Consider the following 14,777-nt stretch of genomic DNA (forward strand, 5'->3'; position numbering starts at 1 on the left):
GTTCCACGACGCGTGCCGACCGCCTCACCCTGCCGGACGGCCCCCGCCACGGCGGGTCTCGAGGGTCCACATGTGGGTGCAGCTCGGGCACTGGAGATGCACCCGGGTGCCCTTGCTGGAGATCAGGAAGCGCCAGTGGTCACGGCAGTTGCGCCCGTCGGCGCAGGGGACGCAGTCGCGTGCGTCGTCGCAGCCGGGGCAGGGGACCCAGGCGCGGCGGGCGTGGTCCGCCTGCGGATCAATGGGCAGCCGCACGGCCCGGCTCCCCTCCCGGCAGGACACCGGCAGCGACGAGCATGTCGTACGTGCGCTGCTGTTCGGCGTCGAGGCCCGAGTACAGCAGCGCGTAGGCCTCGTCCTCGGAGCGGAGGGCGGCAGCCGGGTCCCAGTCCGGTCCGAGCGCGGTCACGACCTCGGCCCGTCGCCGGGCCTCCTCGAAGGTGAGGTCGATCGTGAAGGCTATGTGGTCGGCTGCGCGGTCCTGGTCCATGGCGAGACTTCCGGCTGGTGCGGGCGGGGCTCAGCCACGTCTACCAGAGGTCCGCCGCTGCCGGAAAGTGCCCTGGAATCATCCCCTCCGTTTGTCGGGAGTCCTGGCCCTTCCACCGAAAATGCAGCAAGGCGGACCAATCGCGGCGCGGGTGACAGGCCTTATCCGGCCTATTGGTTGATTTGTCGCTGTCGAATGGTTGCGTACGGATGTGACGCACTTCATTCGCCTGCGCCTCGTTCCGGCTCCGGCGGAACGAGGTGTGGGAACGTCGACGAGCTCCGGCGGGCGTCGGTAAACGGCTGGTGGTCCAGACCTCTTGGCTGGTAGATCTCGCCTACGTGACGGATGAGTGCGACGGGCGGGCTCGGACCTGCCCCTGTGATGACCGATCCGGTCCGCCTGGACGGCGTGGCGGCGGAGCGGCCGGGGCTGTGGAACGGCAACTTCCGGCTGTTCTTCGTGGCCCGGGCGGTAGCAGTCTTCGGCGACGGTATGGTGCCCGTCGCACTGGCCGCGGGCCTGCTGGGCGAGGGGCGTCCGACCTCCTCGGTCGGCTATGCGCTCGGTGCCTGGATGGGGCCGTTCGCCCTGCTGGTCCTCTTCGGCGGAGTCCTGGCCGACCGCTACACGGCTCGCCGCATGATGATCATCGCGGATGTGCTGCGACTGGTCGGCACGGCGGTTCTCGCCGCCCTGTTCGTCGTGGGCAGTCCGCCGCTGTGGTCGGTGTACGTACTGAGCGCGGTCGGCGGCGTCGGCGCGGCGCTGTTCCAGCCCGGCGTGGCGAGCACGATTCCCCGTATATCGGCAGACGTGCAGCAGGCCAACGCGGTGCTGCGGGTCTGCGAGGCGCTCATGACGATGGCGGGCCCCGCCTTCGCGGGCCTGGTCGTCGCGGTGTGGGGAGCCGGTGCGGTCTTCGGTGCGAACGCGGCGACCTTCGCCGTCCGTGCCGTATGCCTGGCCCTGATGCGGCCGGCACCGGCGCCCGGGGACGGCGTGCAGCGAGGCTCGATGGGGGCGGAACTGGTCGGCGGCTGGCGTGAGTTCAGAGCACGGTCCTGGCTCTGGGGCGTGATCGCGATCTGGACCGTGTACGGACTGACCGTTCTCGGTCCGCTGTTGCCGCTCACGGCGGCACTGGTCACGGGCGAGCACGGCTCGGCCACGTACGGCGTGCTGATGGCGGTCAACGGAGCGGGCAGCGCCGCCGGCGGCCTCCTCGCCCTGCGCACCCGACCCCGGCGGCCGCTGGCGGCCGGCGCTCTGGCACTGCTCGGAGTGCCGGTGAACTCGGTCCTGCTGGCCGCGGACGCCTCGGTGACGGTGCTGGCCGTGGGGCAGTTCGTGCTGGGCACGGCCTTCGCGTACTGGCTCGTGATGTGGTCGACATCGGTGCAGACGCATGTGCCGCAGGAGGCACTCAACCGGCTGCACGCATACGACGTCGCGGGCTCACTGCTGATGCTGGCAGCCGGCCGCGCCCTGGCAGGCCCGGTGGCAGAGCTGTGGGGCACCCGCCACGTCCTGCTGGCCGGCACGGTCATAGGCGCGGCGGTGGTGGGCGTCCTGCTGGCCGTTCCCTCGATCAGAGAACTGCCGAGAGCGTAGGCCGCACCGGACCCGAGCCCATCGGCAGCGGCATCGGCCCGACGGGTGGCGGGAGGGGAAGCCGGTGGGATGCTGACCCGATGCGCGCTGTTTTCGCCCTGGACGCGGTCGTGCTCATGGATGCCGGTGCCGACGCACGGGCACCCGGAGCTGCCGTCACGGTCGCTCTGTGCGGGCACTGGGAACACGAACCGCCGTGTCCGCTCGCCCCGCATCACACCACAGCGGATCATGACCGGGGCGAGGTCCGTCTGCGGGTGCTCTTCGCCGCCGAACCCGAGGCCGAGGAGGAGGTCCGCGGCCGAATCCGGGCAGCCCTGCGCCGGGGACGCCTCGACGGCCCGGACGGTGTCACCGTGCGCTGGCAGTTGCGGGGCGTGCACCCGAGTGAGGTCCGGCACGATGAGCAGGAGCAGGCCCGACGCCTCGCGCGCAGCTGAACTCTGTGGCGCCGCTGACGCGGACACGGCCCGGGCTTCGCCCGCTGTGGACCGGGCCCCGGGTGAGCCGGCGCACGGTTCAGCCGAGTGGGTCTCAGCGTCATGGAGCCGGCTGGGCGTGCCGGGGGGCGGCACCGAAGAGCACCGCTCGGGCCGCAGATGTTCCAGGCCTGGCGCGCTCTCACCGCCACGGCCACTCGTTCGGCTGACCGGCGACGGCGGCCCGGTGCCGCACGCAGTCCGGCGGTCCGCTGTCGTCAGGCGCGATGGCTGCCGTAGTACTGGCCGATCTGCTCCTGGAGCTCCGGGTTGCCGACGTACTCCTCCTTGTTGAACTCCGGAGCCGCCTTGATCTGGTCCTTGGTGCGGCTGACGAAGATGGTTTCGCCTGCTGTGTCGATGCGGGTGACGGTGCCGGCGGGCAGCAGCACATGCTTACCGAAGATCCAGATGCCGATGTCGACCACAAGGTACGCGGACCCGACGTCATCGGAATGCTTGTCGACCCTGCCGATGCTTCCGTCCAACGCCTCGACCTTGAAGCCGGCCAGCTCGATGCCGGCGGCGTGGCCACTCGCCGACGGGTAGTTCCAGATGTTCTCGCTCATCGGACGCCTCCCATGGAAAGCGGACAGGGCATTCCCCGCCGGACGCGTTCCACGCTATGCCGATCCGCGAAAGAGGGACACCGGGGGAGCGGGGGCGAGACGGTGACGTCACCCGGCCGGAGCACCGGTCCGTGCGAAGGGCACCCCCGCCTCGTGACCTTCCCCGGCTTGACGCCCGGGAAGGTCACGACGCACGGTGCGTGCCCTCAGAGGCTGAACTCCGCAGGAGACAGACCCAGTGCCGAACACGCTTCCCGGATGACCTGCTCCTCGGCCGGCGCGACGAAGCCGTCCGCCCCGGCGACGACAAGGCCGGTCTGGATCACCGCCCTGGCCTCCGTCTGCTTCTTCGCCGCCTTCGCGATGTCCTGCATCGCCTCGGCCTTCCCCTGCTGGAAGTTGACCGCGAGCAGGTCGACGTGCTTGTTGAACCGCTGACGCAACTGGTCCGGGGGGAAGTTCTGCAGGACGTCATTGCCCAGAATCAGCGATTCGACATGCTGCCTCTCGGCCGGGTCGACATGCCCGTCGGCGGCTGCCACCAGGGCACACATCGCCATGCTGGCGTCCCGGTAGGCGCCGCTCTTCAGCTCGGCCTTCACCGAAGTGAGCTGCGACTTCAGCGCCTTCACCAGAAGCGCCTTCGGCCCGCCCCCAGAGCCCGATCCTGATCCGTGACCGCTCGAGCCCCGCACCCCCTGGGCCTGCTGCAGAATCTTGGCCTGGTCCTTGATCCGATCCCACATCGCCACCGGTGCCACCTCGGCTTCTTCTCGGTTCGTTCCGACGTCGTCAGCGCGTTGCCGCGCGTCATCGTGCCAACGCTCGTTCCCCGGCAAGAAGTTCCGGTTCGTCGCCGCGTCACCCGTTCGCCCTAACCCGTGGCGAACGGTTGCGCTCGATGTCACGGGGTGTACGGGGCATCGCTGTGGTGGAGTTCGACCATGGCAGGCCCCGTCACTTGGTAGACGGCGGTCCGCCTGAGCGTCACCACGGCCGCGGGATCGGAGTCACCGCGGGTGAGGTAGACGACGGTCGCCTGCTTCGGGGGCGCCGAGGAGATGTCGACCGAAACAACCGGTGTACGGTCGCCGAGTGAGGCCGCGGCCGCCGGAACCGGCGTCCCGGCGTCGTTGCGCCAGGTGACCAGGCCGTAGAACCTGCCTGTTCCCCCTGTCGTGACCTGGATGGCCCCCACGGCGTCCGCTGCCGGATCCCCGGTCATGTCCCCGATGCCGCACTGCGGCTGCAGTTCGATCACCACGCCGTCGCCTTCCCACCGTCCGTCCGTGAGGGCGATGGTCCCTTCGGGGGCGTCGGGCAACCGCAGCGCAGAGTTCTGCAACTCGGCGTTCCGCAGCTGATCGCAGGTGAGTGCACCGGTCGAGCCGCTGCCGCCCGGCTTCTTCGACGCGTCCTGCGACGGCTTGGCCGATTCTTTTCCATCGCCCTTGCTCTGGTCGCCGTCAGGCGTCTCCGCGGAAGCAGCAGGCTCGGGTGGCTTCGATCCCGCGCTCTCCCCGGCGTCTCCTGTGTCCTTGCACCCCACTGCAGCCGACGCCAGCACGGCGGAGGCAATCAGCCATGCCCCGCGTCTCGTCCACCCTCTGGATCTGTTCACCGCAGGTTCCCCCCATTTGGTCGCATCGCCAGGCCGCACGCACGGCCAACAGGGTCGAAGACGCGCCATTTCCCGCCACGGTTGCGGATGCCGGGCGGTACGGTCCCACGAGGCGCCCGTGCGGATCACAGGCGATGCAGACGGACCTCGCCCAGCCGCCCGTCGGCGACCTCCGCGGTCATGTACGTGCAGTGCGGCTGCCGCCGGCGGTCGGTCGGTGAGCCGGGATTCAGCAGCCGCAGACCCCCGGCTGCGGTCGTGTCCCAGGGGATGTGACTGTGCCCGAACACCAGAACGTCCAGGTCGGGGAAGCGCTCGGCGCAACGGCGCTCACGGCCCTGGGCAGGCCCGGTCTCATGGACGGCTCCGAAGCGAACGCCGCCCAGCTCCGCCCGGGCCACCTCGGGGAGCCGGGCACGCAGTTCGGGACCGTCGTTGTTGCCGTACACCGCGACCAGCCGGGACGCGCGCGTCTGCAGCAGGTCGAGCGTGCGGACATCGACCCAGTCGCCGGCATGGAACACCACATCGGCCGACTCGATCCCTTCCAGCAGCTCGGCCGGCAGCTCACGTGCCCGCTTGGGAAGGTGCGTGTCCGAGGTCAGCAGCAGGTGCACGCTCTCCACTCCGGGTGAGGGGACGGTGGTATCACGGCGCGACCCTGCCAGGAGCGTACTTACGGGCCACCGCGGCCAAGGCCGCCGAGCCCACGAGAGCGAGCGCGGCAGCGACCCTCAGTACACCCTCGATCGCGGGCCCGTCGGAGGCCGCACGGGACGCGGATCCACTGACCGCCTCCAGGACGGTGGACGCCACGGCCACCGCCACGGCGCCGAACAGCACCAGCGAAGTGAGCACCAGCCCCGACGCGGCGGCGAGCCGCGAGGCGGGTACGTAGGACTGCGTGGCGACATTGGTGAGCGCCCAGCCGAGCCCGAGGCCGATGCCCACGAGGGCGAAGACCGCGGTGTAGAGGGCCAGCGAGGTGACCCAGGTGAGGCCGAGCAGGCTGAGACCGCTCAACAGCATTCCGGCGGCCATCAGCGACTCCGGGCGCCAGTGCTGCGCCAGCCGCCCCGACCAGTAGCTGGCGGCTCCCGCTCCGACGGACAGGGAGAGGAAGACGAGGCCGGACTCGAGCGGCGACAGACCGCGCGCCTGTTGCAGGTAGAGCGCGGACAGTACGGCCACGAGGCAGTACACGACATTGGACAGTGACCCGGCGAGGGTGACGGTGACGAAGGGGCCGTTCCGCAGCAGCGTCAGATCCAGCAGCGGCTCGGCGGTCCGCTGCTCCATGACGACGAAAACGACCAGCAGGACCGCACCCCCGATCAGGCATACGAGGGTGGCCGGTGCACCCCATCCCCACTGGCTGCCCTGGTCGACGGCGAGCATGAGGGCGGCGAGTCCGCCGGCCACGGCGGACGCTCCCTTGATGTCCAGGCTGTGGCCGGCCTTCTCGTCCCTGGTCTCGCCGACGTATCGCAGCATGAGGCAGGCCGCGACCGCACAGAACGGAACGTTGAGCAGGAAGACCGCGCGCCAGCTGACGTGCTCCGCGAACGCGCCTCCGACGAACGGACCCAGCGCGGTTCCGATCGCGCTGAAGGCGAGCACCGTGGCGACCGCCCGGCCCTGCCGGTCATCACGGAAGTACGCGGTGACCACGGCCACCGCGACCGGGAAGATGAGCGCCGCGGTCGCGCCCTGGACCACGCGCCCGACGACGAGCCACACCTCGTTCTGTGCGGCGCTGCACACAATCGAGAGGACGGCGAATCCGCTCAGGCCGATCACGATGATCCGCCGTCTGCCGTGCACGTCGGCTGCCCGCCCGCCTGCGATCATCAATGCGCCCAGCGTCAGCATGTATCCGCTGACCAGCCATTGAAGATCCGTGGTGGGGGTGTCGAAGTCGCGGGCGATGACCGGCAGCATGAGGTTCAGGGCGAACCAGTCCATCTGCACAAGGAGCATGGACAGGGAGGCTGCGGCAATCACGGCCCGGTCCCGGCCGGAGAACAGCCGCGACCTCGTCCCTGCGGTGGCGGTATCTCCCATGGACGCTCGCTTTCCGGCACGTAGCTCCATCGTGGCATCGCCGATCGCATCCTGCGAGCGTGGTCCTGGGCGTCCGCGGCGGGAAGCGGGCAGCACTGTGCACGCCTACTCGCCGTACTCCCGATCGTGGACCGGAGCGTTCGGGAGCCGGCTCTCCAGGGATTCCCGGTAGAGGACGCAGCCGCGCAGGAACCGCGGCCACGGGGGTACGGCCACGTCCGGTTCCACGCGTTCCGGCAACAGACCCCACAGCTGGGGGTGGTGCCAGCACAGGTCGTGTCCCGTACTGTCACGGTGCGCGCGGATACCGGCGCGCAAGCGCCGCACCTCGGCGAGCAGTTCGTCCCGGCCCAGCCCGTGAAGATCATCGTCCAGGTCCATGGGCGGCACTCTAGGCACCCGGCAGGCCCGACGGGGGAGCCGCTCCGCACGTGGAGGGACGGATCACCCCTCGCCGCCGCCTGCTGTCGCTTTCCGCATTCACACGGAGGCCGTGAGCCGGTGCCGGAGTTCCTCCTCCGACACGTCCTCCAGGTGGGTCAGGAAGACCCACATGTGGCCCGCAGGATCCTTGAGGATGACGGTCCGGTCGCCGTGGAACATATCCGTCGGCGGCTGGAGGATCTCGGCGCCCGCGGCCTGTGCGCGCTCGGCCAGTGCGTCGACGTCCGGCACGAAGACATGCAGCGTGACGGTGGTGCCGCCGCCGAGCGAGGCAGGCGCGGCGAAGGCGGCGGCCTCCGCCGCCTCCACGCTCGCGTCGCCCAGCATGAGGGCCGAGGGACCGATCCTGATCTCGGCGTGCAGGATTCCGCCGCCCGGCGCGTCGATCCGGAACTCCTCATGTGCGCCGAACGCCCGCCGGTAGAAGTCGATCGCCGCTGCGGCGTCGTCGACCATGATGTGCGGGATCACCGCGTAGCGGTAGCGGTCGGGGACCACGGTGTCCATGGTGCTCTCGGCCATGACGGACCTCCTCGAAGGGTGCCGCGGGTCGGTTCCGGCGGCTCTGGAAGGACCGTAAGAGCTCAAGTTTGGTTGAGGTCAAGAACCGGCTTCGTCCTCGAGGAAGTCCTCGAGAACCCGGAGCAGAGTTTCGGGCCGATCTCGAGGGGTACGTCCGGGTCCGGCCTCGACGAGGACGGGCGCGCGGATGAGTTCAGGATGCGCGGCAGCGGTGAGCATCGCCGTGCTGCCGCCGAGGGGCCGGCCGACCAGGACGGGCTGTCGCAGCGCCAGTTGGTCGAATTCGGCGACGACGTCGCCGACGTACCCGGCCCGGGAAAGAGGCTTGAAGAAGGGTGACCTCAGCGGCACCGGCGCGATCCTCAGGACCGCGGTGGTCGACCGGGCGGGCGTGCGCGGTATCGCACCCACGGGCGGGGCCGGGCCATGACCGGAGCGACCTCTCATGGCTCCGGCCGGCCTGGGAAGTTCGGCCGGATCGGCCTCCTCGGCGGGTCAGGCCGGGTGCCCCGGAGTGAGATCGACGACGTCCGCGAGGCTGAGCAGCGTGGGTTCGCCCGCCTCGGCCCGGGCCTCGGCCACGGGTGCCAGGAGGAATCCCACGTGGTCGCCTCCTTCGAAGCGGTCCTCCACCCGCCCGACGAACCAGGCGCAGGCGCCGTCGAGCACCGGTGTGCCGGCGTGCTCCGGATGCCAGGAGACGCGTGCGAACTTGTCCGTACGATCACCGGTTTCGCCGCCGAACAGCTCGGCCAGGGAACGATCCTGCCGGCGCAGCAGGTGCACGCCCAGATGCGAGGCGTTCCGCGCCACGCGGTACGTGCGGTTCGCCGTGGACAGCCACACGACGAAGCGGGGCGGGTGGATCGAGCACTGCGAGGCGAACCCCACCAGGCACCCTGCCTGCTCGCCTGCCGCTGCGGCGGTCACGAGGTACATCGGACAGTCGAGCAGATCGGTGAACGGGTCGAGCTCCACGAAGGGGACCGTACCCGGCGCCGCCCTCGGCCCGGCCCCGCCTCGCCGTCAGGCGAATCGGTACATCACCTGCGGCGCGCCCCATTCCTCGAACCTGCCGACCAGGACGCCCCCAAGAGCATCGAGGAGCTGCCGGGAGCGCTCGTTGGCCTCCTGGGTGACCGCCACCACGCCTGGGACCCGGGACGTCACTTCGGCCGACGCCCAGCTGACGGCGGCGGCCACGGCCTCGCGTAATGGTGGAGTCGGATGTTGGAACTGACGGAATAGCGGACATCGGACCCCAGGTGGACCGCGGCACCGAAGGACCTCACAGTCGAGGTCAGCCAGAAGCCGGGTGCCAGGGTGCGCCGGGCCGCGTCAGTGTGGCGTCGGCGGTAAGACGCAGGCCGTACACGTCGCGGCCGGTGGCGTCGGGAATGGGGCCGAGGTAGGTGTGGCCGGTGAGGTGGCACCAGGCTGGCAGGTCGAGCGGGGCGGCTGGGTCGGTGGTGATGATGTGCACCACCGTGCCCGCCGGAGCGCCGGCGATCCGGCCACGTAGTTTCAGCAGGAGCTGGACGCAGAGCAGTCCGGTGCCGTCGACCACCAGGTCCGGCGCGGGCGGCGTCGTGGCGGTCATCGGGGCAGGGCCTGGGTGACGCGCCACAGGCGCCGGGGCAGTTCGCCCTCCTCGAAGGCATGGACCTCGGTGAGGTGCCAGCCATCGACGAGGGCGTCAACCAGCTCACTGTCGAAGAAGTGGACGGCGAAGCCGCCGTGTTCCCAGATGTCGTCGCCGTGCCCCGTACCGGTGCCGTAGTGGGCGTCGCCGGTGTGGCGGACGGTGTAGACGAAGGTACCGCCCGGCCGCAGGATGCGGCGCACCTCGTCCACCAGGACGTGGATCTCCTTGGAGGACAGGGCCATGCACAGCAGCATGTGGCCGAACACCGCGTCCACCGAGGCCTCGGCGAGCGGCAGCGGCTCCCGTACGTCGTGCACGGCTGTGGTGACCTTCTGGGCCAGGCCGTCGGTGGCGGCCCGCTCGCGGAGCTGGTCCAGGCCCACCGGGCTGAAGTCGGTGGCCAGCACGGTGAATCCGGATCGGGCGAAGAACAGCGCGTCGCGGCCGTGCCCGGCGCCGAGCTCCAGCACGTCATCCGCACCGGCTTCCCGGAACACCTCGGCGGCGTGGAGCGCCGGCTCGGAGGGCTGGTCGCCGTACATGCCGGCGTGGGCGGTGTAGGTCCGCTGCCAGTGGCCGTGCTGGTCCCGGACGAGTTGCGGGTCGTGATCGGGCATGCGGCTCAGCCTAGGAGTTCCGGGTCCGGCGCGGGTCGGCGGTGCGCGCCGGGTGCCTCGCGCGTGGTCATGGTCATGCGGGGGCTTGCCTGCGCTGCGGCGTTGGTCAGGGCGCGGGCGGCGTTGTGGATGTCGGTGCTGGTGGTCCAGCGGCCCAGGGATAGGCGCAGGGCGGACAGGGCGCGCTCGGTGTCCAGGCCCATGGCGCTCAGGACGGGTGAGGGGCGGTGGTCGCCGCTGTGGCAGGCGGAGCCGGTGGAGGCTGCGATCTGTGGTGCGGCGGCGAGGAGTTCGTGGCCGAGGGTGTTGTCGATGCTGATGTTCAGGGTGTTGGGCAGTCGGTTGCCAGTGGGGCCGTTGAGGTGGACGCGGCCGGGTAGCGCCTGGTCGAGGAGGGCGTGGAGTTGATCGCGCAGTGCGGCGGTGCGGTGGTGGGCGCCGTCGGCGAGTTCGTCGGCGGCGAGCTGGGCGGCGGCTCCGAGGGCGACGGCGAGGGCGACGTTCTCGGTGCCGGCGCGCAGGCCATGTTCCTGTCCTCCGCCGTAGAGGAGCGGTTCGAGTGTGACGCCGTCACGTACGTAGAGCGCCGCGATGCCCTTGGGCGCGTACATCTTGTGGCCGACGACCGTCAGCAGGTCGACGCCCAGGTCGTCGACGTGCAGCGGGATCTTCCCGGCGGACTGGGCGGCGTCGCAGTGGAAGAGCGCGCCTGCCCCGTGGGCGATGCAGGCCAGTTCGGTGATGGGCTGGAGGGCGCCGGTCTCGTTGTTCGCGGCCATGACGGTGACGAGCACGGTGTGCGGGGTGATGGCGGCGGCGAGGTCTGCGGGGTCGAGCAGGCCGTGCCGGTCGACCGGCAGGCAGGTGACCTCGGCGCCGTGCAGTCGCTCCAGCGCCTGGCAGGACTGGAGGACGGCGGGGTGTTCGGTGACCTGGGTGATCACATGGGGCCGGGCGGCGCGGGCGGCGAGGACCGCGCCGCGGATGGCGAGGTTGTCGGCCTCCGATCCGGAGCCGGTGAACACGATCTCCTGCGCGCGGGCGCCGAGGAGGCTGGCGATCTGTTCACGGGCCCGCTGCAGTGCCCGCCGGGGTTCGACCGCGTAGGAGTGAGTGCTGGAGGGGTTGCCGAACCAGGTGGCCAGGTAGGGCTGTGCGGCCTGGGCGATGCGGGGGTCGACGGGGGTGGTGGCGTTGTAGTCCAGGTAGAGCGGGCCGCCGTCGAGCGCGGGGTGCGTGGGCGTCATGCGGGGGCTCCGGTGGCCACGGGCAGTTCGGCGAGCCGCCACTCCAGCATGCCGTCAGCCAGCCGGACTGCGCGGCGGCCCTGCTCGCGCAGCAGGCGGACGGCGTCGTAGGCGAGCACGCAGTAGGCGCCGCGGCAGTAGGCGACGACCTCCACGTCGTGCGGCAGTTCTGCGATGCGGCTGGCGAGCTGGTCGACCGGGATGGACAGCGCGCCGGGGACGTGGCCGGCGGCGAACTCCTCGGCCGGGCGGACGTCCAGGACGACGACCTCGCCCGCCCGGGCGCGGGCCAGCAGTTCCTCGCGTCCAACCTCCTCCCCGGGGTCGTCGTCGGTGCCGAGGTAGGCGGTGCGCGCGGTGTCGACACCGGCCTGGTGGCGCTGGGCGACCTGGCGCAGCAGTGCGTAGAGGGCGGCGACGTCGTCCCCGGCGAGCCGGTAGTGAATGCGCACTCCCTCGCGGCGGGTGGTGACGAGGCCGGCCTGCTTGAGGGTCTGCAGGTGGGCCGAGGCGGTGGTCAGGTTCAGCCCGGCCGCCTTGGCGAGCGCGTCGACGGTGCGCTCGCCCTGGGCGAGCAGGTCGAGCAGTTCCAGGCGCTTGCCGCTGCCCAGAGCCTTGCCCGTGGTGGCGAAGGCGTCGTACAGCGCCGCCTTGTTCGCGGGGTCTCCCATTCCATCCTCCAAAGTTCTATGGAATATTGTAGGAGAAGCGGGAGGGGGATGCCACCCCGGCCCCGGCAGCTCTGCCGCGCGCTCCCGCCACTCCTTCGATAGGAAGAAGACCATGGGCTTCGCCGACGACCATCTGATACCCCTCGTGGATGTGGGACTGGGCAACAGCGCCTACCTCGTCGACCTCGGCGACGGCCGCGCCCTGGCCGTCGATGCCTCCCGCGATCTGCGTGCGCTGCGCGAGGCCGCCGACCGTCGGGGCCTGAGCGTGGCGTTCGCGGCCGACACTCACCTGCACGCCGACTTCCTCACTGGCGCCCTCCAGCTCGCCGCCGACGGCGCCGCGGTGCTGGCCTCCGCCGCCGGCCACCGTGCCTTCCCCCACACGCCGCTCGCCGACGGCGACGAGGTGGATCTCGGCGGGATCACCCTTCGGGCCCTGGCCACCCCCGGCCACACGGATGAGCACCTGTCCTTCCTGCTCCTCGACGGCACCCGAGAGCTCGGGGTGTTCACTGGCGGTTCGCTGATCGTCGGCTCCGCTGCCCGCACCGACCTGCTCGGTGCGGACCGGGCCGAGGAGCTGGCCCGCGCCCAGTACCGGTCGCTGCAACGCCTGGTTACCCTGCCGGACGCGACCGCGGTGTGGCCTACCCACGGCGCCGGATCGTTCTGCTCGGCCCCGCCCGGCAGCGAACGCACGACCACCATCGGCGCGCAGAAGCGGGCGAACGACCTGCTGGCGGCTCCGGACGAGGACACCTTCGTGGTCCGGCTGCTCGGCTCCCTCGGCTCCTACCCCTCCTACTTCGACCGCCTCGGCGAGATCAACCGCCGCGGCCCCGCCCTGCTGACCACCGCACCCGCACTGGCGCCGCTGACCCCTGCCGCGGTGCGCGCCCTGCTCGCCAACGGCGCCCACTTGGTCGACGCCCGCCCCGTCGCTGACTTCGCCGCCGGTCACATCCCCGGCGCCCTCTCCAACCCGCTGCGGCCAGCGTTCGCGAGCTGGCTCGGCTGGCTGCTGTCCGACGACGCCCCGCTCGTCTTCGTCCTCGCCCCCGGCCAAGACCCGGCCGAACCCGCCTGGCAGGCCGTGAAGATCGGCTACGACCGGCTCGCTGGGCAGCTGGCCGGCGGCATGGACGCCTGGCGAGCCGACGGCGGCCCCGTCGAGACGGTCGAGCTGGTGACGGCCGACCGGATCGGCACCCGGCCGGTACTCGACGTCCGCCAGGACACCGAGTACGCCGCCGGGCACATCCCCGGCGCCGCCCACACCGAGCTCGGCGACCTCACCGCCGACGGCCAGGGCGCGGGTGAGGGCGCGGTGGTGATGTGCGGCCACGGCGAGCGCGCGATGACCGCCGCCAGCCTCCTCGCCGCGCGCGGCACCCGCGACCTCGCGGTGCTCGTCGGCGGCGCCGACGACTGGGCCAAGGCGACCGGCCGTGCCCTGGAGGACGGCTCGTGACCACGACCGACCCCACCACCGGCCCGGCCGCCGACGGGATCCGGCTCGGACTGCGCGCGAACCTGGCCCAGTTCTCCCTGCTGGTGGCGGTCAACGCCCTGGTCGGCGGCATGCTCGGCCAGGAACGCACGGTGCTGCCCCTGCTCGCCGACCGGACGTTCCACCTGTCGGCCTACACCGCAGCCCTGACCTACATCGTGGCGTTCGGCGCGACCAAGGCCGTCACCAACTTCTTCGCCGGGACGTGGTCCGACCGCTACGGCCGCAAGCCGGTCCTGGTGGCGGGCTGGATCGTCGCGCTGCCGGTGCCGCTGCTGCTGATCTGGGCACCGTCCTGGGGCTGGGTGGTCTTCGCCAACGTCCTGCTCGGCATCAACCAGGGCATGACCTGGTCCACTACCGTCATCATGAAGATCGACCTGGTCGGCCCGGCCCGGCGCGGCCTGGCGATGGGCTTCAACGAGGCCGCCGGCTACCTCGCCCTCGCCGGCACCGCTATGGCCACCGGCGCCATCGCCGCCCACTGGGGCCTGCGGCCCCAGCCGTTCTTCCTCGGCATCGCCTACGCCGCCCTGGGCCTTGGCCTCTCTGCCCTCGCGGTGCGCGAGACTCGCGAACACGCCCGCGCCGAGGCCGCTCTCCACCCGGCCCCGGCCAACCAACCCGACCACCACGCAGAACTGACCACCGGCCAGATCGCCCGACTCACCAGTCTCACCGACAGGGCGCTGTCCTCCGCCAGCTGGGCCGGCATGGTGAACAACCTCAACGACGCCCTGGCCTGGGGCATCTTCCCGCTGCTGTTCGCCGCCCACGGCCTGACGATCGGACAGATCGGCCTGCTCGCCGCCCTCTACCCGGCCGTGTGGGGTCTCGGCCAGATCGCGACCGGCTGGTGGTCCGACCGGATCGGCCGCAAGCACCTGATCACCGCCGGGATGCTGGTGCAGGCCGTCGCGATCGCCCTGGTTGCCGTCGGCACCACCCTGCCGGTCTGGGCCGCCGCCCAGGTCCTGCTCGGCATGGGCACCGCCCTGGTCTACCCGACCCTGCTCGCCGTCGTCGGCGACGTCGCCCACCCCGCCTGGCGGGCCCGCGCGGTCGGCGTCTACCGGCTGTGGCGCGACGGCGGCTTCGCCGTTGGGGCCCTGCTCGCCGGGGTCCTCGCCGACGCCTATGGCCTCACCACCGCCATCTGGGCCGTCGCCGCCCTCACCGCCGCCGCCGGCATCGTCGTCGCGGCGCGAATGTACGAGACCCATCCCCGCACCTGAACAGGCTCATCGCCCCCAACCTTCGCTCCAAGACGCCGAGAGGCCC

The 14,777-nt window shown here is 71.3% G+C and carries 19 protein-coding genes and 1 pseudogene; 4 read left to right on the forward strand and 16 right to left on the reverse strand.

The window, feature by feature from the left end; genetic code table 11:
- Window positions 1–24: 24 nt before the first annotated feature.
- Both ABZ208_RS19430 and ABZ208_RS19435 read right to left on the reverse strand, forming a co-directional pair.
- Window positions 25–255 (reverse strand): hypothetical protein, encoded by a 231-nt coding sequence (locus ABZ208_RS19430; RefSeq protein WP_356910687.1) that lies wholly within the window; start codon window positions 253–255, stop codon window positions 25–27.
- Window positions 239–490: a DUF6400 family protein gene (locus ABZ208_RS19435; RefSeq protein WP_328404514.1), complete on the reverse strand. Its 252-nt coding sequence runs from the start codon at window positions 488–490 to the stop codon at window positions 239–241. Before ABZ208_RS19435 ends, ABZ208_RS19430 begins: the two co-directional genes overlap by 17 nt.
- A 384-nt stretch (window positions 491–874) precedes the next feature.
- On the opposite strand from ABZ208_RS19435, the gene ABZ208_RS19440 reads away from it, so the two are divergent.
- Entirely contained in the window at window positions 875–2,104 is a 1,230-nt protein-coding gene (locus ABZ208_RS19440) for an MFS transporter (RefSeq protein WP_356910688.1), read from the forward strand.
- 80 nt (window positions 2,105–2,184) lie between these two features.
- Entirely contained in the window at window positions 2,185–2,544 is a 360-nt protein-coding gene (locus ABZ208_RS19445) for a hypothetical protein (protein WP_356910689.1), read from the forward strand.
- 257 nt (window positions 2,545–2,801) lie between these two features.
- Here the strand turns inward: ABZ208_RS19445 and ABZ208_RS19450 are convergent, their stop codons facing one another.
- The 14 genes and pseudogenes from ABZ208_RS19450 to ABZ208_RS19515 form a co-directional block, all read right to left on the reverse strand.
- On the reverse strand, window positions 2,802–3,152 hold the full coding sequence (locus tag ABZ208_RS19450; protein ID WP_356910690.1) for a PRC-barrel domain containing protein: 351 nt from the start codon (window positions 3,150–3,152) through the stop codon (window positions 2,802–2,804).
- Between the two features lie 206 nt (window positions 3,153–3,358).
- The gene (locus ABZ208_RS19455) at window positions 3,359–3,904 is read right to left on the reverse strand and encodes a tellurite resistance TerB family protein (RefSeq protein WP_356910773.1); all 546 of its coding nucleotides are present in this window, start codon (window positions 3,902–3,904) and stop codon (window positions 3,359–3,361) included.
- 152 nt (window positions 3,905–4,056) lie between these two features.
- Window positions 4,057–4,773: a hypothetical protein gene (locus tag ABZ208_RS19460; protein WP_356910691.1), complete on the reverse strand. Its 717-nt coding sequence runs from the start codon at window positions 4,771–4,773 to the stop codon at window positions 4,057–4,059.
- A gap of 125 nt (window positions 4,774–4,898) precedes the next feature.
- Window positions 4,899–5,390, reverse strand: coding sequence for a metallophosphoesterase (locus ABZ208_RS19465; RefSeq protein ID WP_356910774.1), 492 nt, complete (start codon window positions 5,388–5,390; stop codon window positions 4,899–4,901).
- 31 nt (window positions 5,391–5,421) lie between these two features.
- Window positions 5,422–6,837: an MFS transporter gene (locus ABZ208_RS19470; RefSeq protein ID WP_356910692.1), complete on the reverse strand. Its 1,416-nt coding sequence runs from the start codon at window positions 6,835–6,837 to the stop codon at window positions 5,422–5,424.
- A gap of 105 nt (window positions 6,838–6,942) precedes the next feature.
- Window positions 6,943–7,218, reverse strand: a complete 276-nt coding sequence (locus tag ABZ208_RS19475) for a hypothetical protein (protein WP_356910693.1) — start codon at window positions 7,216–7,218, stop codon at window positions 6,943–6,945.
- Between the two features lie 99 nt (window positions 7,219–7,317).
- Window positions 7,318–7,803, reverse strand: a complete 486-nt coding sequence (locus tag ABZ208_RS19480) for a VOC family protein (RefSeq protein WP_356910694.1) — start codon at window positions 7,801–7,803, stop codon at window positions 7,318–7,320.
- A gap of 153 nt (window positions 7,804–7,956) precedes the next feature.
- Window positions 7,957–8,124 (reverse strand): annotated as a pseudogene (locus tag ABZ208_RS19485) (alpha/beta hydrolase); the annotation flags it as partial.
- 174 nt (window positions 8,125–8,298) lie between these two features.
- Window positions 8,299–8,742 (reverse strand): flavin reductase family protein, encoded by a 444-nt coding sequence (locus tag ABZ208_RS19490; RefSeq protein ID WP_356910775.1) that lies wholly within the window; start codon window positions 8,740–8,742, stop codon window positions 8,299–8,301.
- Between the two features lie 87 nt (window positions 8,743–8,829).
- Window positions 8,830–9,006 (reverse strand): hypothetical protein, encoded by a 177-nt coding sequence (locus ABZ208_RS19495; protein WP_356910695.1) that lies wholly within the window; start codon window positions 9,004–9,006, stop codon window positions 8,830–8,832.
- A 97-nt stretch (window positions 9,007–9,103) separates the two neighbouring features.
- Window positions 9,104–9,403: a sulfurtransferase TusA family protein gene (locus ABZ208_RS19500; protein ID WP_356910696.1), complete on the reverse strand. Its 300-nt coding sequence runs from the start codon at window positions 9,401–9,403 to the stop codon at window positions 9,104–9,106.
- On the reverse strand, window positions 9,400–10,065 hold the full coding sequence (locus ABZ208_RS19505; protein ID WP_356910697.1) for a class I SAM-dependent methyltransferase: 666 nt from the start codon (window positions 10,063–10,065) through the stop codon (window positions 9,400–9,402). The genes ABZ208_RS19500 and ABZ208_RS19505 overlap by 4 nt, the downstream gene beginning before the upstream one ends.
- 5 nt (window positions 10,066–10,070) lie before the next feature.
- A complete protein-coding gene (locus ABZ208_RS19510; RefSeq protein WP_356910698.1) occupies window positions 10,071–11,312 on the reverse strand; it encodes a cysteine desulfurase family protein in 1,242 nt (413 codons plus the stop codon).
- Complete coding sequence (locus ABZ208_RS19515) at window positions 11,309–11,983, reverse strand: metalloregulator ArsR/SmtB family transcription factor (protein ID WP_356910699.1); 675 nt, start codon at window positions 11,981–11,983, stop codon at window positions 11,309–11,311. The genes ABZ208_RS19510 and ABZ208_RS19515 overlap by 4 nt, the downstream gene beginning before the upstream one ends.
- A gap of 112 nt (window positions 11,984–12,095) precedes the next feature.
- Between ABZ208_RS19515 and ABZ208_RS19520 the strand changes: the two genes are divergently transcribed.
- Window positions 12,096–13,457, forward strand: coding sequence for a rhodanese-like domain-containing protein (locus ABZ208_RS19520; protein WP_356910700.1), 1,362 nt, complete (start codon window positions 12,096–12,098; stop codon window positions 13,455–13,457).
- Window positions 13,454–14,731 (forward strand): MFS transporter, encoded by a 1,278-nt coding sequence (locus ABZ208_RS19525; RefSeq protein WP_356910701.1) that lies wholly within the window; start codon window positions 13,454–13,456, stop codon window positions 14,729–14,731. The genes ABZ208_RS19520 and ABZ208_RS19525 overlap by 4 nt, the downstream gene beginning before the upstream one ends.
- Window positions 14,732–14,777 lie beyond the last annotated feature (46 nt).

Origin of the sequence: Streptomyces sp. NPDC006208, assembly GCF_040613775.1 — a bacterium.
Taxonomy (GTDB): domain Bacteria; phylum Actinomycetota; class Actinomycetes; order Streptomycetales; family Streptomycetaceae; genus Streptomyces.

What these genes read in the sequence shown, in the direction of transcription:
- ABZ208_RS19445 (WP_356910689.1), top strand. Translation starts at nt 2,185, where the DNA reads ATGCGCGCTGTTTTCGCCCTGGACGCGGTCGTGCTCATGGATGCCGGT.
- ABZ208_RS19470 (WP_356910692.1), bottom strand. Translation starts at nt 6,837, where the DNA reads ATGGGAGATACCGCCACCGCAGGGACGAGGTCGCGGCTGTTCTCCGGC.
- ABZ208_RS19440 (WP_356910688.1), top strand. Translation starts at nt 875, where the DNA reads ATGACCGATCCGGTCCGCCTGGACGGCGTGGCGGCGGAGCGGCCGGGG.
- ABZ208_RS19515 (WP_356910699.1), bottom strand. Translation starts at nt 11,983, where the DNA reads ATGGGAGACCCCGCGAACAAGGCGGCGCTGTACGACGCCTTCGCCACC.
- ABZ208_RS19435 (WP_328404514.1), bottom strand. Translation starts at nt 490, where the DNA reads ATGGACCAGGACCGCGCAGCCGACCACATAGCCTTCACGATCGACCTC.
- ABZ208_RS19480 (WP_356910694.1), bottom strand. Translation starts at nt 7,803, where the DNA reads ATGGCCGAGAGCACCATGGACACCGTGGTCCCCGACCGCTACCGCTAC.
- ABZ208_RS19490 (WP_356910775.1), bottom strand. Translation starts at nt 8,742, where the DNA reads ATGTACCTCGTGACCGCCGCAGCGGCAGGCGAGCAGGCAGGGTGCCTG.
- ABZ208_RS19475 (WP_356910693.1), bottom strand. Translation starts at nt 7,218, where the DNA reads ATGGACCTGGACGATGATCTTCACGGGCTGGGCCGGGACGAACTGCTC.
- ABZ208_RS19510 (WP_356910698.1), bottom strand. Translation starts at nt 11,312, where the DNA reads ATGACGCCCACGCACCCCGCGCTCGACGGCGGCCCGCTCTACCTGGAC.
- ABZ208_RS19505 (WP_356910697.1), bottom strand. Translation starts at nt 10,065, where the DNA reads ATGCCCGATCACGACCCGCAACTCGTCCGGGACCAGCACGGCCACTGG.
- ABZ208_RS19450 (WP_356910690.1), bottom strand. Translation starts at nt 3,152, where the DNA reads ATGAGCGAGAACATCTGGAACTACCCGTCGGCGAGTGGCCACGCCGCC.
- ABZ208_RS19500 (WP_356910696.1), bottom strand. Translation starts at nt 9,403, where the DNA reads ATGACCGCCACGACGCCGCCCGCGCCGGACCTGGTGGTCGACGGCACC.
- ABZ208_RS19520 (WP_356910700.1), top strand. Translation starts at nt 12,096, where the DNA reads ATGGGCTTCGCCGACGACCATCTGATACCCCTCGTGGATGTGGGACTG.